This is a genomic window from Geobacillus sp. PLS 41 (assembly GCF_056494105.1).
Window position 1 is genome coordinate 2,037,670 of sequence record NZ_CM151395.1, and the last position, 22,078, is coordinate 2,059,747.

Annotated in this window: 18 protein-coding genes; 16 read left to right on the forward strand and 2 right to left on the reverse strand. The window is 55.3% G+C overall.

The features are described 5' to 3' along the window. Window positions 1-80: 80 nt before the first annotated feature. The 9 genes from ACVX3G_RS10250 (at window position 81) to ACVX3G_RS10290 (ending at window position 9,243) form a co-directional block, all read left to right on the forward strand. Window positions 81-923 carry a citryl-CoA lyase gene (locus ACVX3G_RS10250; RefSeq protein ID WP_014196107.1) on the forward strand — a complete coding sequence of 281 codons (843 nt, stop codon included), beginning with the start codon at window positions 81-83 and terminating at the stop codon, window positions 921-923. Window positions 924-932: 9 nt separating this feature from the next. Then, a complete protein-coding gene (locus tag ACVX3G_RS10255; RefSeq protein WP_014196106.1) occupies window positions 933-2,360 on the forward strand; it encodes an aldehyde dehydrogenase family protein in 1,428 nt (475 codons plus the stop codon). 17 nt (window positions 2,361-2,377) lie between these two features. Then, window positions 2,378-3,376, forward strand: coding sequence for a zinc-dependent alcohol dehydrogenase (locus ACVX3G_RS10260; RefSeq protein WP_014196105.1), 999 nt, complete (start codon window positions 2,378-2,380; stop codon window positions 3,374-3,376). After that, on the forward strand, window positions 3,373-5,136 hold the full coding sequence (locus ACVX3G_RS10265; RefSeq protein ID WP_020278591.1) for a thiamine pyrophosphate-binding protein: 1,764 nt from the start codon (window positions 3,373-3,375) through the stop codon (window positions 5,134-5,136). Before ACVX3G_RS10260 ends, ACVX3G_RS10265 begins: the two co-directional genes overlap by 4 nt. A 30-nt stretch (window positions 5,137-5,166) precedes the next feature. After that, complete coding sequence (locus ACVX3G_RS10270) at window positions 5,167-6,003, forward strand: sugar phosphate isomerase/epimerase family protein (RefSeq protein ID WP_014196103.1); 837 nt, start codon at window positions 5,167-5,169, stop codon at window positions 6,001-6,003. A 49-nt stretch (window positions 6,004-6,052) separates the two neighbouring features. Next, complete coding sequence (locus ACVX3G_RS10275) at window positions 6,053-6,340, forward strand: hypothetical protein (RefSeq protein ID WP_128723154.1); 288 nt, start codon at window positions 6,053-6,055, stop codon at window positions 6,338-6,340. Beyond that, window positions 6,273-7,289 carry a TRAP transporter substrate-binding protein gene (locus ACVX3G_RS10280; RefSeq protein ID WP_020278593.1) on the forward strand — a complete coding sequence of 339 codons (1,017 nt, stop codon included), beginning with the start codon at window positions 6,273-6,275 and terminating at the stop codon, window positions 7,287-7,289. The genes ACVX3G_RS10275 and ACVX3G_RS10280 overlap by 68 nt, the downstream gene beginning before the upstream one ends. A 79-nt stretch (window positions 7,290-7,368) precedes the next feature. Continuing rightward, a complete protein-coding gene (locus ACVX3G_RS10285) occupies window positions 7,369-7,959 on the forward strand; it encodes a TRAP transporter small permease (RefSeq protein ID WP_014196101.1) in 591 nt (196 codons plus the stop codon). Then, window positions 7,960-9,243, forward strand: coding sequence for a TRAP transporter large permease subunit (locus tag ACVX3G_RS10290; protein WP_014196100.1), 1,284 nt, complete (start codon window positions 7,960-7,962; stop codon window positions 9,241-9,243). A 102-nt stretch (window positions 9,244-9,345) separates the two neighbouring features. Here the strand turns inward: ACVX3G_RS10290 and ACVX3G_RS10295 are convergent, their stop codons facing one another. Beyond that, complete coding sequence (locus ACVX3G_RS10295; protein WP_014196099.1) at window positions 9,346-10,662, reverse strand: MFS transporter; 1,317 nt, start codon at window positions 10,660-10,662, stop codon at window positions 9,346-9,348. Between the two features lie 503 nt (window positions 10,663-11,165). On the opposite strand from ACVX3G_RS10295, the gene ACVX3G_RS10300 reads away from it, so the two are divergent. The 6 genes from ACVX3G_RS10300 (at window position 11,166) to ACVX3G_RS10325 (ending at window position 19,185) form a co-directional block, all read left to right on the forward strand. Next, complete coding sequence (locus tag ACVX3G_RS10300) at window positions 11,166-11,924, forward strand: IclR family transcriptional regulator (protein ID WP_014196098.1); 759 nt, start codon at window positions 11,166-11,168, stop codon at window positions 11,922-11,924. A 12-nt stretch (window positions 11,925-11,936) separates the two neighbouring features. Continuing rightward, entirely contained in the window at window positions 11,937-12,710 is a 774-nt protein-coding gene (gene aroD / locus ACVX3G_RS10305; protein ID WP_014196097.1) for a type I 3-dehydroquinate dehydratase, read from the forward strand. A 24-nt stretch (window positions 12,711-12,734) separates the two neighbouring features. Further along, window positions 12,735-13,934 (forward strand): CaiB/BaiF CoA transferase family protein, encoded by a 1,200-nt coding sequence (locus ACVX3G_RS10310; protein ID WP_014196096.1) that lies wholly within the window; start codon window positions 12,735-12,737, stop codon window positions 13,932-13,934. Between the two features lie 174 nt (window positions 13,935-14,108). After that, window positions 14,109-15,137 carry a LacI family DNA-binding transcriptional regulator gene (locus tag ACVX3G_RS10315; RefSeq protein ID WP_033025632.1) on the forward strand — a complete coding sequence of 343 codons (1,029 nt, stop codon included), beginning with the start codon at window positions 14,109-14,111 and terminating at the stop codon, window positions 15,135-15,137. 16 nt (window positions 15,138-15,153) lie between these two features. Beyond that, on the forward strand, window positions 15,154-15,720 hold the full coding sequence (locus tag ACVX3G_RS10320) for a shikimate kinase (protein ID WP_014196094.1): 567 nt from the start codon (window positions 15,154-15,156) through the stop codon (window positions 15,718-15,720). 210 nt (window positions 15,721-15,930) lie between these two features. Then, window positions 15,931-19,185, forward strand: a complete 3,255-nt coding sequence (locus ACVX3G_RS10325; RefSeq protein ID WP_025039179.1) for a hypothetical protein — start codon at window positions 15,931-15,933, stop codon at window positions 19,183-19,185. Between the two features lie 134 nt (window positions 19,186-19,319). Here the strand turns inward: ACVX3G_RS10325 and ACVX3G_RS10330 are convergent, their stop codons facing one another. Then, window positions 19,320-19,763 carry a hypothetical protein gene (locus tag ACVX3G_RS10330; RefSeq protein WP_014196092.1) on the reverse strand — a complete coding sequence of 148 codons (444 nt, stop codon included), beginning with the start codon at window positions 19,761-19,763 and terminating at the stop codon, window positions 19,320-19,322. Between the two features lie 153 nt (window positions 19,764-19,916). On the opposite strand from ACVX3G_RS10330, the gene ACVX3G_RS10335 reads away from it, so the two are divergent. Then, the gene (locus tag ACVX3G_RS10335; protein WP_014196091.1) at window positions 19,917-21,953 is read left to right on the forward strand and encodes a glycosyltransferase family 39 protein; all 2,037 of its coding nucleotides are present in this window, start codon (window positions 19,917-19,919) and stop codon (window positions 21,951-21,953) included. The last annotated feature ends 125 nt before the right edge of the window (window positions 21,954-22,078 follow it).

Consider the following 22,078-nt stretch of genomic DNA (forward strand, 5'->3'; position numbering starts at 1 on the left):
TCTTTTGTTTTAGATCGATCTACTAAAATTCCATTCTTTTAGATCGATCTACAAAGAGCGGCAAAGGGGGATCGACTCGGATGAAGCAGCGAAGTGCGCTCGATATGTACGCCGATGGAGGGGCGTGGTGGGAGACGTCGATCAGCGACGTCCGCAAAAATGAAATTCTCATTCGCGGCTATCCGATTGAGGAATTAATCGGCAATGTGTCGTACACGCAAATGTTGTACCTCTTATTATGCGGGGAGATATTGAGCGAGAAAAAGGCGAAGTTATGGGAAAGCGTCCTTGTCGCCGGGGCGGATCACGGCCCGCGCGCCCCGTCGATTGCGGCGGCCCGCATGGCGGCGACATGCGGCATTTCGTTCAACTCGTGTGTGGCGACGGGCATCAACGTGCTTGGTGATGTGCACGGGGGAGCGGTGGAGAAGGCGATGGCGCTGTTTTACGAGACAAATGAGCAAATCGAAATCCGCGGCGGGGAAGGTGCGATGGCCGATGTGATCGGCGAGCGGTTTGAACAGTTTCGCCGTGAAGGGCGGAAGCTGCCGGGATTTGGCCATCAGCTTCATGATGACGACCCGCGCGTCAGACGGCTGTATGCATTGGCGGGCGAACTCGTGGAAGAAGGGGAGATCAGCGGGCGGTATTTAGCGATCGCCGAAGCGTATCGTTCCCATTTGGAGAAGACGAAAGGGAAGCGGATGACGATGAACATCGACGGGGTGGCGGCGGCGATCCAGTGCGAGCTCGGCGTGCCGGCGGCGGCGGCGAAAGGTGTGTTCGCTCTGTCGCGCGGGATGGGCATTGTCGCCCATGCGTTTGAAGAGTGGCAAAACGGCGTGCTGATCAAAGGACCGTGCCCGAACCGCGATGATTTAGTCCGCTATACCGGACCAGCCAAACGTCATTTGGAAAAGTAGGTGATCAAGATGAGAAAAGCACAGCTGTATATTAACGGGACATGGATCGAAGAACCGCGTGCGGCGGAGCCGGTGAAAAACCCGTATACCGGGGAAGTGATCGGCGAACAGCAGCTGGCGACGCCGGAAGATGTGGACAGGGCGCTTGCCTGTGCGTTTGAAGCAAAAAAAGAGATCGCGAGAATTCCGTCCTATGAGCGGGCGCGCATCTTAAAAAGGGCGTCGATGCTGCTGGAGGAGCGGAAAGAAACGTTTGCCCGCTGGATTTCGGAAGAGCTTGGAAAGCCGCTGAAAAACACGTTGGATGAAGTGTCCCGCTCCATTGAAACGCTTGAGCAGTCAGCTGAAGAAGCGAAGCGTCTGTTTGGGGAAACGATCCCGGGCGACGCCTCGGCGCGCGGGACGAAAGCGGTGGCAGTGACGTTTCGCGTGCCGGTCGGCGTCGTGGCGGCGATTACGCCGTTCAACGCTCCGCTCAATTTGATTTGCCATAAAGTCGGACCCGCGTTTGCGGCGGGCAACGCCGTTGTGTTGAAACCGGCGCCGCAGACGCCGCTCATTGCGGCAGAGCTGTTGAAGCTGCTGCTGGAGGCCGGTCTTCCGCCGCGCGCCATCAACATGGTGCTTGGCGGCGCCGAGGTCGGGCAGCAAATCGTCAAAGACGACCGCGTCAACGTCATTTCATTTACTGGCGGCGTCGTGGCGAGCCGCAACATTTGCGCGTTGGCCGGCATGAAAAAAGTGCTGCTGGAGCTTGGCGGCAATGCGGCGACGATCGTCCATGAAGACGCCGATTTGAAACGGGCGGCCGCCCTGTGCGCGAAAACCGGCTACAGCAACTCCGGGCAAAGCTGCATTTCCGTTCAGCGCATTTACGTGCATGAGTCGGTCGTTGGACCGTTCACCGAGTTGCTCAAACAGGAAGTGGAAGCGTTGAAAGTCGGCGACCCGCTCTTGCCCGATACGGATGTCGGCTGCATGGTCGATGAGCGGGCGGCGGATCGGGTGATGAGTTGGATTGATGAAGCCATCGCATCCGGCGCGACGCTGGTGTGCGGCGGAAAACGGCGCGGGGCGACGGTGGAGCCGACGGTGCTCTTCAACCCGCCGAAGCGAAGCAAAGTCGTTTGTGAAGAAGTGTTCGGCCCGGTCGTCAGCGTCATCCCGTACCGGACGATTGACGAAGCGATCGCCGAGACGAACGATTCCGCCTTTGGCCTGCAAGCCGGGCTGTTTACGAACCGGATGGACATCGTCTATCAAGTGGCGGAGGCGCTTGAGGTCGGTGGAGTTGTCATTAACGGCACCTCGAATTTCCGGTTGGATCATTGGCCGTACGGCGGTGTGAAAAACAGCGGCATCGGCCGTGAAGGTCCGCGGTATGCGATTGAGGAAATGACGGAAATGAAGATGATTGTATGGCAGTTTCCACAGTGATGATAGGTGGTGGCAACATGTTAGCGCTTTATGTGGCAAAGCCAAATGAATTAGAACTGCGGCGCCTCGAGACCGTCCGTTCTCCTCAAGGGGATGAGGTGAAGATCAAGCTCATCTATGGCGGAATTTGTGGGTCGGATCTTGGGGTGTTGAAAGGAAAACTTCCGCACGCGAACTATCCCGTTCGCGCTGGGCATGAGCTCGTCGGCGTCATCATTGAGAAGGGCGAACAAGCCGCCTACGACATCGGGACGCGGGTCGTTGTGCTGCCGAACACGTATTGCGGCGCGTGCGACTTGTGCCAAAAAGGGTTGACGAACATCTGCCGCCATAAACAATCGCTTGGCATCAACACGGACGGCGGGTTTTCGCAGGAATTCGTCATCTCATCCAAGTACGTGCTTCCTGTTCCGGATGATCTCTCGGATGAAAAGGCGGTGCTCGTCGAACCGTTCGCCGTTGTCGTGCATGCCTTGAGCAAAGCGCGGATCGAACCCACCATGCGCGTAGCGGTGATCGGATGTGGCAATGAAGGGATGATGGCGGCCGTCCTCGCCCGCCATTTCGGAGCGGATGTGACGGCGGTCGATGTGAATCCGTTGAAGCTTGAGACGGTGAAAGCGATGGCCGACATCCGTACGCTTGCGCCCGCTGCACTTTCGGGGGAAACGTTCGATGTCGTGATCGAGGCGGCGGGAACGCGTGAGGCAGTGGAGCAGGCGGTCGAGCTTGTCGCCCCAGGTGGTCACCTTGTGTTGATCGGTTTCGCGAATGAAGCGACGTTTCCGGTCGTGCGCCTCGTTCGCAATGAAGTGACTGTGCATGGCTCGATCATCTATCGCTTCCCGGATGACTATTTGCAAGCGATTCATTATTTGCGGACGATGCCGCATCCGATCGAACGGGTCATTTCCCGCATTTTCCCCGTCTGCGACTATGAGCAGGCGTATGAGTTGGCGTCATCCGGCAATGCCGGCAAAGTCGTCTTAAGCTTTCGAGAGGGGGAAGAACAATGAAAAAACAAGTGGCTGAACAACTCGTGCGGTATTTAGAAGACCGTGGCGTCACACATATTTTTGGGCTTTGCGGCCATACGAACATCGCCGTGTTGGCAGCGCTCGAGCATAGCTCGATCAAGTTCGTCAACGTCCGCCACGAACAAATTGCCGCCCATATGGCTGACGGCTATGCGCGGGCGAAAAAGGAAACGGCTGTCGTTCTCTGCCACGTTGGCCCGGGGCTGACGAATGCGGCGACAGGCGTCGCCAATGCGGCGCTTGATTCCATTCCAATGGTCGTCATCGCCGGCGATGTGCCGAGCCACTATTATGGAAAGCATCCGCACCAGGAGATCAACTTGCACGCCGATGCGTCGCAGTATGAAATTTATCGTCCGTTTGTGAAGCGGGCATGGCGAGTTGATCGGCCGGACTTGTTCCCAGAGATTTTAGAAAAAGCATTCCAGCTGGCGGAGAGCGGCCGCCCGGGGCCGGTGCTTGTCTCTGTGCCGATGGACATTTTCTCCAAAGAAGTGGATGTAGCGCTGTTTGAAAAGCAAAAGCGGCATACGAAAACGTTGCACAAACCGTCGATTGACGATGAAACGGCGAAACGGATCATTGAGAAGCTGATGCAGGCGGAACGTCCGCTTGTATACGTCGGCGGCGGGATTATGCTGGCGGATGCGGCGGAAGAATTGAAAACGTTTGTCGAACATTTCGATCTCCCCGTTGCGCACACGCTGATGGGCAAAGGGGCGCTGCCGGATGACCATCCGCTGACGCTGGGCATGAGCGGGTTTTGGGGGACGAAATTCGTCAATGACATGTGCCGCAACGCGGATGTTATTTTGGCGTTGGGAACGAGATTTTCCGAAGCCGATTGCAGTTCATGGGAATCGGAGTATACGTTCAACATTCCGGAAACGAAGCTCATTCATATTGATATCGATCCGAATGAAATCGGGCGCAACTACCCGACGGAGCTCGGCATCGTCGCTGATGTCAAGCAGGCGCTTACGGTTCTAAACCGTGTGGCGAGACAAACCGTGCCGCAGGGGCGGACGGATGAGGCGCTGAAAGAACGGATCGCTAACTATAAGGAGGAATTCCGGCGGCAAAACGCGCCGCACATTCAAGACGACAGCTATCCGATGCGTCCGGAACGCATTTTGCATGAGGTGCGGGAAGTGCTGCCGAAAGATGCGATCATCACGACCGATGTCGGCTGGAACAAAAACGGGGTCGGCCAACAGTTCCCAGCGTACGGTGCAGGAACGATTTTGACGCCAGGCGGTTATGCGACGATGGGCTTTGGCGCTCCGGCCGCGCTCGGGGCGAAAATTGCCTGCCCGGACCGCGTCGTCGTGTCTCTCGTTGGAGATGGCGGATTTGGCCAAAACCCAGCGGTGTTGGCGACCGCCGCCGAGGAAAATATCGCCGTTGTTTGGATCATTATGAACAACTACGCCTTTGGCACGATCGCCGGGCTCGAGAAGGCGCATTTCGGCACGACGCACGGGACGGTGTTCCAAAAGGACGGCCAGCCATACTCGCCGGATTATGCGGCCATTGCCCGGGCATACGGCGTTGAAGGAGTGAAAATCCGCTCGGCGGAGGAGTTTAAACCAGCGCTCGAGCGAGCCATCCAAGCGAACAAACCGTTTGTCATCGATGTGGAAATGATCAACGTCCCGACGCCGACGTCCGGACACTGGAATATTATGGACATCTATTCCCCGGGCAAACGCGTCCACCATGTGGCCGTAGAGCGGTAAGGAGAAACCTTCAAGATCGGGGGGACGGATATGGCGAGAACGTTTTCCTTGGCCCATTTGACGGTACTCGGCTGCCCGCCGCCGGAGATGGCGCATATCGCTGCCCGGGCAGGGTATGATTACGTCAGCTTTCGGATCATCTACATGGGGCTTCCGGGCGAGCCGAACTATGCGTTGGCGGAAAATCCGCAGCTGTTGCGCGAGACGAAGGCGGCGCTGCGGGACACCGGCGTCAAGCTGCTCGACATCGAACTGGCCCGCATTGATGCTGATATTGACCCGAAACGATACGAATCGGCCTTGGAAGTGGCGGCTGAGCTCGGCGGCCGCCACGTCTTAAGCAGCATTTGGACGACCGACCGCAGCGCTTACATCGAGCGGTTTGCCGAGCTGTGTGAACTGGCGAAGCCATATGGGCTGACCGTTGATTTGGAATACGTGCCGATTGCGGCAGTGACGAATTTGGCCGGAGTCATCGATGTGTTAAAGACGGTAAAGAAAGACAATGCTGGCGTTATGATTGATTTGCACCATTTCCACCGCGCCGGCGATTCGCCGGAAGCGTTGGAGGCCGTGCCGCGGGAATGGTTTCATTTTCTCCATCTTTGCGACGCGCCGGGCGAAATTCCGGCGTCAAAAGAAGAGATGACGAGAATTCTCCGCGAAGAGCGGCTGTATGTCGGCGAAGGCGGGATCGACATTGCCGGCATTGTCCGCCGCATTCCAGAAGTTCCTTGCTCGATTGAGCTGCCGAACATCAAGCGTGTCAAGGAGCTCGGCTACGAAGAACATGCGCGCCGCTGCCTGCAGTCGGCGAAAGACTATTTTGCCCGTCATATTGCAACGCAAAGCGATCGATCGGCGTGACTAGTCAACAGAGAAATATGGCAGCGCTTCCGATACGGGAGGCTGCCTTATGGACATTCTTAATTATCAGAAAGTTTTATATATTAATTCCATTGTTAGAAATAAATGGTTTGTTCATTTGGTTGTTTCCCGCATGGCTGGCTGCGGCCGAGAGAAACAGGATGGTCTGCGGCAAAACGGGAATGCGGGTTCAACATACAACGATGCCAGCCCGATCCGTTCGGCTGCATCAACCATTGCACTATGGAGGAAAGAAGGGGGAAAACGGAATGAAAAAGATGTTGGTGTTGTTGTTGGCCTGCCTGTTCGTAATTGCGGGGTGCTCATCGAAATCTGAACCGCAAGGGGGCGGAGCGGCGAAGAAGGTCGAACCGAAAGTGATGAAAATGGCCGTTGCGACATCGAAGGATCGTTCGCTGACGAAAGGATTGTACAAATTCGCGGAAATCGTGGAAAAAGAAACAAACGGCTCGATCAAAGTGGAAGTGTATCCGGATGGACAGCTCGGGGGAGACGTAGCCGTGTTTGAAGCGCTGAAGATGGGTACGATTCAAGGATCGACGATGTCGACCGGTCCGATCGCTTCATTCGCTCCGCGCATCGGGGTGCTAGACTTGCCATTTTTATTCAAAGACCGGGAAACCGCTTACAAAGTGCTGGATGGGAAAATCGGCCAAGACTTGCTCAACGATTTGCCGTCTGTCGGCGTGATCGGCTTGAACTATTGGGAAAACGGCTCCCGCCATTTGACGAACAATAAGCGGGAAGTCAAGAGCGTCGACGACATTAAAGGGTTGAAAATTCGGACGTTGGAAAATGACCTTCATATTGATTTGTGGAAAGAGTTGGGCGCCACACCGGTGCCGATGGCATTTACGGAGCTGTTTACCGCTTTGGAGCAGCACGTGGTCGACGGCCAAGAAAACCCGGTCGGGAATGTGGCGATCAATAAGTTTTACGAAGTGCAAAAATATTTGACGAAAACCGGCCACGTCTACAACGCAAGTCCGTTGCTCATCAGCAAAAAGTTTTGGGACACGTTGACGGACAAGGAAAAAGACATCATCAAAAAAGCCGCGGAAGAAGCGAGAGACTATCAGCGCAAGCTCAACCAAGAAGAAGATGAGAAAATGTTCGACTATTTGAAACAGCAAGGCATGGTCATTACCGAACTCTCTCCGGAGGAGAGGCAAAAATTTGTCGAAAAAGTGCAGCCCATCTATCAAAAATACGCGCCGAAATTCGGCCAAGATCTCGTGAACGAATTGGTTAACGCAGGAAAATAACCGAATGGCAAAGCCGGCTCTTAAGGGGAGTCCACCCCTTAAGAGTTCTTCCATTCTTGCAGACTTGGAGGGGACAGCGATGAAAAGGATCGGAGCCGTACTGGAGAAGGCGCTGAATGCCTTAATGGCGTTCTGCCTCGCGTTTATGTCCATTCTTGTATTCGGCAACGTCGTGCTCCGCTACGCATTTAACTCCGGCATCACGTGGTCGGAAGAAATGTCGCGCTTTCTGTTCATTTGGATGTCGTTTTTAGGCGCGGTCGGTGCTTTGAAAGACCATGACCATCTAGGCGTCGATACATTGGTGCGGAAGCTGCCGACCGGCGCCAAGCGCGTCGTGTTTGTCATCAGCAATGCGATCGTGCTGTATGTTCTCTATTTGCTTTTGGATGGAAGCTGGAAGATGACAATGAGCGGATTGGAAAGCAAAGCCCCGGCCACCGGCCTGCCGATGGCGTTCATCTACGGAACCGGGCTTGTCGTGAGCATCGGCATGAGCCTCATTATTTTGTACCATTTGTATCAGGCGCTGTTTCGCCCCGGGGCGATTGAGGAGCTGACGAGAATGAAAGAATCGGAAGAAGAAATCATGACGGCCGCTCCCGTCGAGCACGAAGCGGCAGAATGGGCGCACGGGCGAACGCAAGGCGCCGCTGGAGGTGAGCGGTAAATGGCGTTGGTCGTTTTTATCGGGTCGCTGTTAGGGGTCATGGCGCTCGGGATGCCGATCGCGTTTGCGCTCTTGGTCAGCGGCGTCGCCTTGATGTTTTATTTGGACATTTTTGATACGCAAATCATCGCGCAAAACTTGATCAGCGGCGCAGACAGCTTTCCGCTGATGGCGATTCCGTTCTTTATGCTCGCCGGGGAGCTCATGAACGCCGGGGGCATTTCGAAGCGGATCATCCGCTTTGCGATGGCGCTTGTCGGCCATATCCGCGGTGGGCTCGGGTATGTGGCGATCATCGCGAGCGTGTTGTTCGCCGGGTTGTCGGGGTCGGCGGTGGCCGATACAGCGGCGCTTGGGGCGATTCTCATCCCGATGATGGTCAAAGCTGGGTACAACCGCAACCGCTCAGCCGGCCTTATCGCTGCCGGCGGCATCATCGCCCCGATCATCCCGCCGAGCATTCCGATGATCATTTTTGGGGTCACAAGCGGCGTGTCGATCACGAAGCTGTTTATGGCCGGCATTGTTCCCGGGATTTTGCTTGGCATTTCACTGGCCATCTGCTGGTGGTGGGTGACCCGAAGAGATCAAGTGGAAGTGCTTCCACGTCAGTCGGCGAAAGAGATTTGGCGGGCGACCCGCGAGGCGTTTTGGGCGCTGCTGCTGCCGGTGATCATTGTCGGCGGGCTGCGCGGAGGGGTGTTTACGCCGACCGAGGCGGCGGTCGTGGCCGCGTTTTACGCGTTGTTTGTCGGTCTATGCATTTACCGCGAGCTGAAAGTGAAAGACTTGTTCCACGTGCTCGTGGCCGCGGCGAAAACGACAAGCGTCGTCATGTTTTTGGTGGCCGCCGCCATGGTGTCGGCCTGGCTCATTACAGTCGCCAACATTCCGTCGATCGTGACAGATGTGCTCGCGCCGCTCATCGACCATCCGCTCGCGCTGCTTTTGGCCATTAACGCCTTGGTGCTGTTGGTTGGAACGGCGATGGACTTGACGCCGACAGTGCTCATTTTGACGCCGGTGCTGATGCCGATTATTGAAAAAGCGGGAATCGATCCGGTGTACTTCGGGGTATTGTTTATTTTAAACAACTGCATTGGGCTGCTCACGCCGCCGGTTGGCACGGTGCTGAACGTCGCCTGCGGGGTGGCGAAAATCAACATGGAGGACATCATGAAAGGAGTTTGGCCGTTTTTGCTGGTGGAGACGCTTCTGTTGCTTCTGTTGATTTTCTTCCCGTCCCTTGTGACTGTGCCGCTTGGGTGGTTTACGGGGCATTAAACGGATGGATGTTGCGTTGAGGCGGCGAGAAGCTTGATTCACCGCAAAGCCGCAGCATGGAAAGACGCCTTCGCCGCGTTGGACGAAGGCGCTTCTCTTTCGCTATCGCACTTTTATGTGTCCGATGCTTGCGTTTTGCGTTGTGTCCGGCCGAGCCATCGGTTCGATCGGCTCTAAATCGGTCAGCAGGAACAAATAGCTGAAAATGCCGGCGAGCAAAATGAACGCCGCAACGAGAAACGCGTACATAAACGAGCCGGTCGCTTGAACGATAAAGCCGGTGACGATCGGTGCGACAATTGCCATCGAGTTGTTGCCGAACGTCAAAAGGCCGGTTAATGTTCCAACAGTTCCTTTAGGAGCAATAAATGTCGGGATGCTGTAGGCGATCGAGGATGTGATGACTAGGCCGCCAAGGGCAATTGAAATGCAAAGGATCGCGATGTTCGGGTTTGTCGTGAAAGCGGCGCCGATGACGGACAGCCCAAGCAGCATGCCGATGACCAAAAACGTTTTTCGCACGCGCGTTGAATGGCCTCCTTTGTTGATGAGCCGGTCGACGAGCCATCCGCCGATCGCGATCTCCGAAATCGTGCCGACGATCCACGGAATCGAGGCGTACCAGCCTGATTTCAGCACCGACATGTGCATTTCCGTCGCCAAATAGCCGGGAAGCCACGTGAGAAACAAAAACCACGAGTAGCCGTAGGCGGCAAACCCGATCAATGTCGCCCACACTTTTTTCTTCGTCAGCAAATACCGAATCGTCTCCCAAACGTTTCCCGATGTTTCATCCGACTTTTGCGCTCCGCCTTGGACAATGTAGTCATATTCTTCTTTCGAAAGCTTCTTGTCCTCATGCGGATCGCGGTACGTTGCCCAAAAAATGATGGCATAAATCAAACTAAGTACAGCGGTCACGTAGAAGCCGGCCCGCCATCCCCATTCGGTGATGATCCACGCGATGATCGGGGTGCCGATGGCGTTTGACAGCTTCGACTGGGCGTCGTAAAGGGAAATCGCGGTCGCCCGCTCATGGCGCGGGAACCATTGCCCGACTGCTTTGGCGGCTGACGGGAAATACGGCGCTTCCCCGATGCCCAACAAGACGCGTGACAACATGACGAGCCCTTGGCCGCTGGCGATAGCGGTCAAGAAACACGCGATTGTCCAAATGATCGTCCCGATGCGCGTCACCCATTTGACGCCAATTTTATCCAAGATGACGCCGGCCGGGATTTGCAAAATGGCATAAGACCAGGCAAACGCAGACAGCAAAATGCCGAGCTGCCCGGGCGTGAGGCCGAATTCTTCGGAAAGCGGCTGGATGCCGACGGACATGTTGATGCGGTCGAAATAGTTGATGATGACGCCTAACGCGATCAAAAACGCCATCGCCCAACGTCGTTTGTGCTTCATCTTTGTTCACCATCCTTGGTATTGATGTAAGAAAGCGTATGCAGTATGAGAACGAAAAAATAGCGAGTTCCCTTTCATTGGACATCGCGTTTTGATGTTCGATCATTCCATGAAGTGATCGGTTCTCAAATGTTCGCTGATCATCCCCCCTTTTTTTGTTCCATTGTATGTAACTTGTTTTCTTTAAATGGAATTCTTGAATGGATTATAACAAAGTTCGCTTTCGTTTGTCCATAACTTACTGAAAAATTTGAACTGTTTATGCAATCCGTTCAGACAATGGACGGGCAGGAAGACAGGCCTAACGCAGCATATGTCCCTTCACACAGACGTTTAAATGAAAAAAGGCTTCGCCGCCCTTTCTCTTGTTGAAAGCAAAAAGGAAAGAAACGCGAAAAAAAGCTTGAACGGCGGTGAATGAAGATGCTAAAATGGGAGTAAGGTTCCACTAAAAGAAATGAAATTCCGTTGAACGGAACATAAGGAAGGGGGGAGACAAACAGGTGCAGGAAGAAAAAAAACACGAAGCCGGCTTGCGCACGGTGCAGCGGGCCATTGACATCTTGTATTGTTTTACCCTCGAGGAACAAGAGCTATCACTCACGGAAATTGCGAAAAAGATTTCGCTCGCCAAATCGACGACGACGCGCCTGCTCGCCACGCTGGAGCAAAACCGCCTTATCGTCAAAGATCCGGAGACGTTAAAGTACCGTCTTGGACAAGGGGTGTACTATTTAGGATACATTGCCGGCAAATCGATGGAAGTGCGGGAAATCGCGCGGCCGGTGATGGAGCGGCTGCGCGACGAGACGCGGGAGACGGTGAACTTGTACGTGCTCGAACAAGACGCCCGCGTTTGCATCGAACAGTGCGAAGGGCTTCAAGCGCTGCGCCATATGGTGAGAATCGGCGAGCGGCTGCCGCTTTGGGCGGGGGCGGGGGGAAAAGTATTGTTGGCCTATCAATCGCCCGAAGTTCAAGAGCGGATTTTTGCGCAAGTGCCGACAAAGGAACGATTGGATCGTCTGACGGCGGAGCTTGAGGCGATTCGCGAGCGCGGTGTGGCATCCAGCGTCGATGAACGGGAAGTCGGCTCTGCGGCTGTTGCGGCGCCCATTTTCGACATCCGCGGGGAAGTGGGCGCCTGCTTGTCCGTCTCTGGGCCGGCGCATCGATTTACACGGGAAGTGATGGAACAATTCGAGAGGCTCGTAAAAGAAGGAGCACAAGCCATTTCCGAAAAACTAGGTTATCGACCATAAGGGGGAGAGCATATGGCGATTGCAAAGCGTGCTGTCCGTGTGCGCAATGTCTTGATCGGGGGAGACGAACCGTGCATTTGCGCCCCGGTCGTCGGAGCGGACGCGAAGCAAGTGTTGGAGGAAACAAGGCAAATCACGGAGAAAAAGCCGCATCTCATTGAATGGAGGGCGGACTTTTTCGAGGCGATTCGGGACGAACAGGAAGTGGCGGCCACATCGAGAAAGATGCGGGCGATTGCCGGAGACATCCCGATTTTGTTTACGGTTCGTTCCGAACAGGAAGGCGGGCAACCGATTTCGTTGACGGAAGAGGAAAAGATTCGGTTGTTTGAAACCGTCTGTGAAAGCGGGGCGATCGATTTGCTTGATTACGAGCTTGCCCATGGGCCGCGCATCCCGATCGTCCGGGAGCTGACGCGCCGCTATGGAGTGCGCCTTGTGTTGTCTTACCACAATTTTGATCATACGCCATCGAAGGAAGAGCTTGTCGCGAAAATGCGTCAAGCGGAACAATGCGGCGCCGACATCGCGAAAGCAGCTGTGATGCCGAAAACGCGGGGGGATGTGCTCACGCTGCTGCAGGCGACGGAAGAAGCGCGAAAAGAGGTGGACATCCCGCTGATCACGATGTCGATGGGGGCATTGGGCGCCATCACCCGCCTGGCAGGCGGATTGTTCGGCTCTGCCGTCACCTTTGCAGTCGGACGGCAAAGCTCGGCGCCGGGGCAAATTCCGATTGAAGACGTCCGGACCGCGTTGTCGGTCATCATGACATACGGACAATAAATCGAAATGGGGGAGGAGATTGTCATGGCGCGTTTGCCGCTGGAAGGCGTCAAAGTGCTCGATGTGTCGACAATGATCGCGGCGCCGTTTGGGGCGGTTTTGCTCGGTGATTTTGGCGCCGATGTCATCAAGGTGGAATTGCCAGGAAAAGGGGATACGCTCCGCCATGTCGGGCCGTTCAAGGATGGGGAGCCGCTCCGCTGGCCCGGACTGGCGCGCAATAAACGGTCGCTCACGTTGGATTTGCGCAAAGAAGAAGGAATGAATATTTTTAAAGAGCTTGTCCGCCACGTCGATATTGTCATCGAAAATTTCCGCCCCGGCACGCTCGAAAAATGGGGCGGCGGATATGAAGAACTGAAGCGGATCAATCCGAAGCTGGTGATGATTCGCGTCTCGGGCTACGGGCAAACAGGTCCGTTTCGCGAGAAAGCCGGATTCGGCACGCCGGCGACGGCGTTCAGCGGGTTTACGTATTTGCAAGGGTATCCGGACCGTCCGCCGGTCAGCCCGTCGTTCTCCTTGACGGACTACATTACCGGCATTTATGTGGCGTTTGCGGCGGTGACGGCCATTTACCACCGCGATGTCCTTCCGAACGGCGAAGGGCAGATGGTCGATATCGGCCTTTACGAATCGGTGTTCCGCATGATGGAGTTTTTGGTGGCGGAATATGACCAATTGGGCAAAGTGCGCGAGCGGTCGCCGGGATTGTCCGGCCATTCGAGCCCGGCGGGCACGTTTATGACGAAAGACGGGCATTGGGTCGTGCTTGTCACCAGCACCGATTCCACATTCGAGCGGCTGGCGAAGGCGATGGGGCGGGAAGATCTGTTGACGGATGAGAAATTTTGCACAAACGAACGGCGGCTCGCCCATCATGAAGAGACAAACGGCATCGTCGCCGACTGGATCCGCACGAAGACGCGCGATGAATTGCTTCACATTTTGGATGAGCATGGCGTGCCGGTCAGCCCGATTTTGAGCATTAAAGATATTTTTGAGCATCCGCATTACCAAGCAAGGGAAAACATCATCGAAGTCGCCCATCCGCGCCTTGGCAAAATTAAAATGCCCGGCATTGTGCCGAAATTCGAAAAAACACCAGGCGCCATCCGCCGCACTGCTCCGGATTTAGGCGAGCATACCGAAGAGATTTTGCAAACGATGCTTGGCATGTCCAAGGAAGACATTGAGCGGCTGCGAGAAAACGAGATCATATGAATGAACGAACGGCGGCTTGCCGCCTTCCCGGCTCCTTGCCTTGTGCGAGGCTGCCGGGTTTTTTTGTTTCGAAGTTTGTTTTCCCGGCAGCCCACGCCTTGCATTGACACTGCTTGCCGCCAGCCTTTATACTTTTGATAGGTGAAAGCGACGGTAAAGCAGGTGATTCGAACGGTGTCAGATAAAAAGCGTTCCCGCGTGACGCTCGAACAAGTCGCCAAACACGCCGGCGTGTCGCGGGCGACCGCCTCTCTTGTCGTCCGTGGGAGTCCGAATATTTCGAAAGAAACGCGAAAAAAAGTGCTCCAAGCGATGAAAGAGCTTGGCTACGTCTATGACCGCGTGGCGGCCAATTTGCGTTCGCAGCGTTCGTCGACAGTTGGTCTTATTATCACCGAACTTGACAACCCGTTTTTTTCCGAATTGCTCGTTGGCGTCCATGAGGCGCTCGATCAGGAAGGATATACGGTCATTTTAGGCACGACGTTTGACCGGCCGGAAAAACAAGACGACTTATTGTCGACGATGCTGGAGCATCGGGTGGGCGGTGTGATCATGAGCCCGGTTCCTGGATGTTCGGCAGAGATGCTCGAGCGGCTGCGGCAGTGGGATATTCCTGTTGTATTGTTTGCCCGTGATGAACTTCCGGCCGGACAGTTTGATTATATTGGGATCGATAATATAGCCGGCGGGCGGATGGCGGTCGAGCATTTGCTCGAAGGCGGCCATCGGCGCATCGCCTTTATCGGTGGGTCTCCGCAATCGTCCGTATGGAAAGCGCGCCGGTCGGGGTACAGTGAAGCGTTGCGTGCGGCGGGCATCGAGATGGATGACACGCTGCTTGTGCCATCGGCGACGACAAGGCAAGGCGGGCGGATGGCGGTCAAACGCCTGTTGCAGCACCCGAACCCGCCGACAGCGCTCTTTTGTTACAACGATGTCGTCGCGTTTGGGGCGATGCTTGGCTTAAAAGAGGAAGGGATCGTTCCAGGGCGCGACATCGCGGTCGTCGGGTTTGACAATATTCAAGAATCGGCGCTGTTTCAGCCGCCGCTCACAACTGTCGCCGCGTTTCCTGAGAAGATCGGCGCCTATGCGGCCAAGCAGCTGCATGAACGCATGAAAGGGGATGCGAGTGCACCGAAACGGACGATTTTGCATCCGGAGCTTGTCATCCGCCAGTCTTCCGGAAAGAGAGAGTAAAAAGAGGTGAAGCAGCGTGGAGAGGCAGACGGTCATCCCGCTTCGCGAGCGAAATATCATTTTGATCGGCTTTATGGGAGCGGGGAAAACAACGATCGGGCAGCTCGTGGCAAAGAAGTTATACCGCGACTTTATCGATGTCGATGCGGAAATCGAGCGGAGGCACGGGATGTCGATTCCGGAGATGTTCGCGCAAAAAGGGGAAGCGTATTTTCGGCAGGTTGAGCGGGAGCTGATCGTTGATTTATGTACGAATACGAGGTTGAAAATCCTTTCGCTTGGCGGCGGTGCGTATTTGCAGGAAGACGTGCGGCGCGCCTGTTTGGCCCACGGCATCGTCTTTTTCCTTGACTTGTCGTGGGAGCATTGGAAGGAAGAGCGGCTGCCGCTCATTGTCGACAGCCGCCCAGTGTTGAAAAACAAAACGTTGGAAGAAGTCGAACAGCTCTTTTTCCAGCGCCAATCAGCCTATGCGCTCCATCATTCCCGCGTCATCATCAATGAGCTCGAGGCTGAACAGGCGGCGGACCAAATTGTTCAGTCGATTAAATGGACGTGGGATGTGTACGAGCCGAACCGTTGAGAGGATTTAGCCGCGGGCAAGCAAGCTCCTAGGCAAAGGGGCTTGCTTTTTTGATTTCCTCATTGGCAAGGGTTGCCGCCACTTGATTGGAAATGGACTTCGGTTGACCAAAAAAGAAATTTCGAATGCCGCATCCGCCTGTTCTTGCCGGACAATCGTTTCGTTTGTTATAAATAGGGGAAATAGGTGAAAGATTGGGAGAGTGGGGAGATGGAGAAGCGGGTGTTCAGCTGGCTTTATGTGTATATGGTCTTGGCAGTGCTGGTTCTGTTCGCGCCCTATTGGCTTTGGTGGCTGAAACCAGAAACAAAGCTTGATTTGCTCATTGTCGACAAAACGGTGCCCGATCGGTCGTATCGCGAGCATCAAGGGCTCGTTTGGGTCTTGAATCAGCAAAAATACGTCCACGGCAACGGAGAGCGATACAAAGCTGCGCGCGATTACGCCGGGTTTGCGCCGAAACAGGATGAAACGTACGAGGTGCGGCCGCTGCCAAAGGAGATGGCACGGTACGATGCGGTCTATATCGTTGACACATATGGGGTATATGAGGAAGAGTTTGTCCACAAGCAAACGGACGGCGCGCGGGCGAAAGTGTACGGCGGGCTTGAGCGGCAGGAGATGGAGTCGCTTTGGCGGTTTGCCCGCCAAGGCGGGAAAACGTTGATCGCCGAGTTCAATTCGATGGCCCATCCGACAGAAAACGAAGTGCGCGCCTCGTTTGCCCAGCTGTTCGGCCTTGAGTGGACCGGCTGGATCGGCCGTTATTTTCCTGATTTGAACAGCCAGGAAGTGCCAGTGTGGGTGAAAGAAAACTACAAAGCGCAATACGGAAAGGCGTTTTCGTTCCGCGGGCCGGGTATGGTGTTGGTCGATGAGTCGGATCGGCTTCTTGTCCTCGATCGGCGCGACCTTGGCGGCGGTGGCGTCATGTTTTCCTCCACAAAAGTGGGGGAAGCCCGTTGGGGCGGCAAGATGCGCACATCGTATTCGTATTGGTTTGACATCGTCAAGCCGCTTGATGAGCGCATGGTGCTCGCAACGTACACGCTGTCGCTGTCTGAGCGCGGGAAAGAGAAGCTGCGGGCGATCGGGCTGCCGTTTTCCTTTCCGGCCGTTGTCCGCTATGAGACAAAGACGTATCAGTCGTATTACTTTTGCGGCGATTACGCTGATCAAGGGGAACTGCCTTCCGTTTATCAGACCGTGGGGCTGGATGTATGGCGCAAATGGACGGAGGACGGCCGCTCGGACAACGGCGCGGCCTTTTACTGGAAGGCGTACGTGCCGATGATGAAAGCGATTTTGCGGGAAATCAAGGCATATAAGGAAGATGGCAAGCTGCAGGACGCCGTTCAAACGGTGGAACAAAGCGGCGTCCGCTTGGCGGGAACGGTCGGGCGCGACTATTTGCAAGTATACCGCAACGGGAGATGGGAGCCGCTGCTCATCAAAGGAGTCAACCTCGGCATCAGCAAACCCGGCGCGTTTCCGGGAGAGGCGAAGATTACGAAGGAAGAATATTTCCGCTGGCTGCAGTACATCGGGGCGATGGGGGCGAATGCCATCCGCGTCTATACGATCCATCCGCCGGCGTTTTACGAGGCGCTTTACGAGTACAACCAAATAGCGAAGCAGCCGCTTTATTTGTTCCATGGCGTCTGGATCGATGAAGGGACGATGCTGCGGACGAAGGATGTGTGGGCGCCTGAGGTGAGTGAGGCGTTTCGCACGGACATTCGCCGTACGATTGACCTCGTTCATGGCAAGGCCCGCATTGCGAAACGGCCTGGGCATGCCGGCGGGATGTACCGATACGACCTTTCTCCGTATGTTCTCGGCTGGATTTTCGGTGTCGAGTGGGATCCGGACGTTGTGGCGGCGACGAACGAAAAACACCCGAAGCAGGGCGACTACCGCGGCAAATACGTATACACGAAAGGAGCCAGCCCGTTTGAGGCATGGCTGGCCCGTATGATCGACGAAGCGGTGGCGTATGAAACGGAAACATACGGCTGGCAGCGGCCGGTCAGTTTTACGAATTGGGTGACGACCGACCTCCTCCGCCATCCGGCCGAGCCGCTTGTCAAAGAAGATCTTGTCTCCGTCAACCCGAATGTCATGTACGCCACTGACGAGCTGCGCGCCGGGCTGTTTGCGTCATACCATATTTATCCGTATTACCCTGACTTTTTGAATCGTGAGGAAAAGTACGTCAGCTATGTTGACCAACGCGGCGAGCAGAACAGCTATGCCGGCTACTTGCACGACATGAAGGCGGCGCACCGGATGCCGATTTTGGTCGCTGAATTTGGCGTTCCTTCTTCGCGCGGCATGGCGCATCGAAATGTGCACGGGAAAAATCAGGGGTTTTTGTCGGAACAAGAACAAGGAACGATCGACCGGGAGCTGTTTGAGGACATCGTCCATGAGTGGATGGCGGGAGGGCTGTTGTTTTCCTGGCAGGATGAATGGTTCAAGCGGACATGGAACACAATGGATTATGACAACCGGGACCGCCGCCCGTTTTGGCTGAACGTGCAGACGAACGAACAACATTTTGGATTGCTTCGGTTTGAGCCAGGTCCAAGCGCAGCCGCGATGATGAAGGTCGACGGCCGAAAAGACGATTGGACATTCAACGGAATCCGGCCGGCTTGGACAGAGGGCAAGCGGGCGCTGTACGTCACAAGCGATGAAGGGTATTTGTATGTGCGGCTTGACAGCGGACGCATCACCGATCGGACGACGGTCTACATGGCGTTTGACACGATTCCGAACCAAGGGCAATCGCTCCTGCCCGGCCTGTCTGGCGTCCGGACAGCGGGAATTGACTTTGCCTTGGTCATTCATGGAGAACAGAGCGCCCGGCTGCTTGTCGACAGCTACTATGACACGTTTTACTTCCATTACGGAAAAGAGCTGCATATGATGCCGGCGGCCCCGTACGCCAATCGCAAAGATAACGGCGTCTACCACCCGATTCGCCTGACGTTGAACAAAAAATTGGAGGAAGCCCGCGGCAAGGCTGTGCCGTTCGACTCATATGAAACAGGGGTGTTGCGGTTTGGCACGGCCAACCCCGACGATGAGGCATACGATTCACTCACGGATATCAGCGTCAGCCGCGATGGCGATATGTACGAAATCCGCCTGTCATGGGCGCTTTTGAACGTGACCGATCCGAGCCGGCGCGAGGTGATGGGCGACATGTGGTCGAAAGGCGGGCTCAAAAGCCGTGTCATCGTTGAAGGCATTCGTCTTGGTTTGTACGTTGAGGATGGAGACGATTCGTTTTCTTTCCCGGCGATGAACGGGAATGTGCTGCCGGCCGCGCGATTTTATGAGTACACGTGGCCGGTGTGGGAGGCGCCGCGCTATCATGAGCGGCTGAAGCAGTCGTATGAGGTGATGAAAGAGGCGTTTTCACGCGTGGACATCGCAAAGCAGCAGGGAGTGGAATAAAAAGAAAAGGGCTTGCCTCCTCTCGACATCATGATCATTCATCAAAGCAGGCGCCTGTTCAAACAACAGAAGGCAGAAGCCAAACCGATCGTCAAGCAGGAAAGTGCCGGCGGTCGGTTTGGCTTTTTTCGTTTTTAAGAGATTTCGCTTTGTTCAGCCCGGGAACGGAGTTTTCGTTCATGTTGGAGGGTTTTGCGGGCGAGGAAGTCGACGGTTTCCTGCGTTTCGGACCATTCAAGACGCCAATAGTTCATTTTCGTTTCTAAACGTTCAAATCGAGCGTCAGTGCGTTTTTCCAGATCCAAGAGTTTTTGGTGCAATCGGTCTTCCGTCTCGCGAATTTTGGCATACAGCCGATTTTCTGTATCTTGGATCTCCGCGCGCAGTCGGTTTTCCGTGTCTTGAATTTCAGCGCGTAGCCGGCTTTCCGTATCTTGAATTTCAACACGCAGTCGGTTTTCTGTATCTTGGATTTCGGTGCGCAGCCGATCTTCCATTTCCTTCATTTGTTGTTGGATTTTTCCGGAATGCAAGTCGAGCGCCTTTAAAATTTGTTGCACGATGGTGGCCCCTTCCACACGATTCACCTCCTTTCGCCTTTTATCATAGCACACGTCTGCGGCCAGCGAACTGAAAACCTTGTCCATTCGCTCGATTTTTTCACCAAACTTTCACCAACACGGGGTAACGTAACGGTAGGAGACGAAGAACATGACGGAAAGGGAGAGTCGATGAAGAAAATACAATGGAAATGGGATGGATGGATTACGGCGATCATGGCTTGGTCAGCCTTTTTGCACTTCTATCAAATTGGAAACAGCGGTTCCAATGTGTATTATACAGCGGCGGCGAAAAGCATGGCTGCAAGTTGGAAGGCGTTTTTCTTCGCTGCGCTTGATCCGGAGGGATTCATTACCGTTGATAAGCCGCCGGCGGCGCTTTGGCTGCAGGCGTTGAGCGTGAAAGTGTTCGGAGTGAGCGATTTTAGCGTGCTTCTTCCGGAAGCGTTGGCGGGGGTTGCCTCGACGTGGATGATGTACGTGATCGTCAAGCCATGGGCGGGGCGGATAGCGGCGCGCTGGGCAAGCTTCGTGTTTTCCTGCACGCCGGTTTTTGTTGCCGTGGCGCGTACGAACAACATTGACGCCGTATTGGTGTTTACGCTGCTTGTCGCGGTTTGGATGTTGATGAAAGCCGTCATGACCAAGCGGCTCGCATGGCTGATCGGCAGCTTTGCGGTCGTTGGCGTGGGGTTTAATATGAAAATGCTGCAGGCGTATATGGTGTTGCCGGCGTTTTATTTGTTCTATTGGATGGCGGCGAAAACATCGTGGAAAAAACGGATGGGCTATTTGACGATGGCTACGGTCGTGCTGCTTTCCGTCTCCCTTTCGTATGCGGGAGCTGTCGCTTTGATTCCGGCCGATAAACGCCCATACATTGGCGGCAGCAAAACCAATTCGGTCCTGGAGCTGGCCCTTGGCTACAACGGCATTGAACGGCTGACGGGGGAGGCCGGACCGGGCGGCAGAATGGGGGCGGATTTGAATGGGAGAGAGAGAATGAGTGACATCACTGCACCGCCAAACGGTGGAGAGAATGGCGCATTTCCTTCAGAAGGAGCGCCGCCTTCGATGTCCGGAGCGCCAGGCGCCCCTCCTTCTGCTCCAGGAGGCGGCATGGGCGGCATCGGCCGCGGCGAGATTGGCGATCCCGGCGTTTTGCGGCTGTTTCAACTCCCTTTAGCCGGACAAGCGAGTTGGCTGCTGCCGTTTGTGATGGTGGTAGCTGTCGGATGGGTGGCTGATGTATGGCGCCGCCGCCAAATGACATCGTTTCATCGTTTCTTACTCTTTTGGCTCGCTTGGCTTGGGCCGATGATGGTGTTTTTCAGCATCGCGGGTTTTTACCATCGTTACTATTTAAGCATGCTGGCTCCGGCGATCGCAGTGTTGGTGGGAGCCGGAGGAACGATGCTCGCTTCGTTTGGAACCGGTGGACGTCGAATGACATGGCTGTTTCCGACAGCTCTTTTGGCTACTTATGCGTTTGACACATGGATGGCTTGGCAATATCACGAGTCATTGTCAGCGGTGTGGCCGATGGCAGTTGGATTTTACGGACTGGCGGTCGTTTGCCTCTGGTTGGCGATGGAAGGGCGCGAGCGTTGGCGGCGGATCATCTATGCGGCTGCGTTGCTTGGTTTGCTTGTGCTGCCGGCGTATTGGTCACTGACGCCTGTGTTGTACGGAACAAACAGCACGATTCCATATGCAGGGCCCGATTTGCGCGGGGAAAGAGGCGCCATGCCGACCGCAGGGTTGCCGGCGGGGCAGGACGGGCGCTGGCGGCAAGGGCAAAGGGATGTGCGGTCGGATGAAGGGACTGAGCTTGGAGGCCGCCATTCATTGGCCGCTTTAGTGGCTTATTTAGAGCAACACGCTGGAAAAGCCAAATACTTGGCCGCGACCATTCGAGCCACCGAAGCGGCGGAGATGATGCTTCATACCGACCGCGCGGTGATGGCGATGGGGGGATTTGGGGGCACCGATCCAGTGTTGACCCCCGCGAAGCTGGAGAAGATGGTCCAAAACGGTGAAGTGAAGTATTTCCTTCTCTCTGGAGAGGGACGGGGCAACAATGAGCTGGTGCAATGGATCAAAACGCATTGCCAAGAAGTGCCGTCGTCACAATGGGGCGGGGGGCAAAGCGAGACCTTTGGCGGCATGGGCCGCGGAGGAATGACGCTGTACGTGTACAACGGCTAGCCATCCGGTGCTCGAGTATGTTGGCGAATACTTCGATCACGTTTTTTCACTTGCAACGGGAGCGCCGCGCGGTCTTTCCACGAGATTATGAGATGTCGCATAGGAAAAGCTGTGCCGCCATCGCG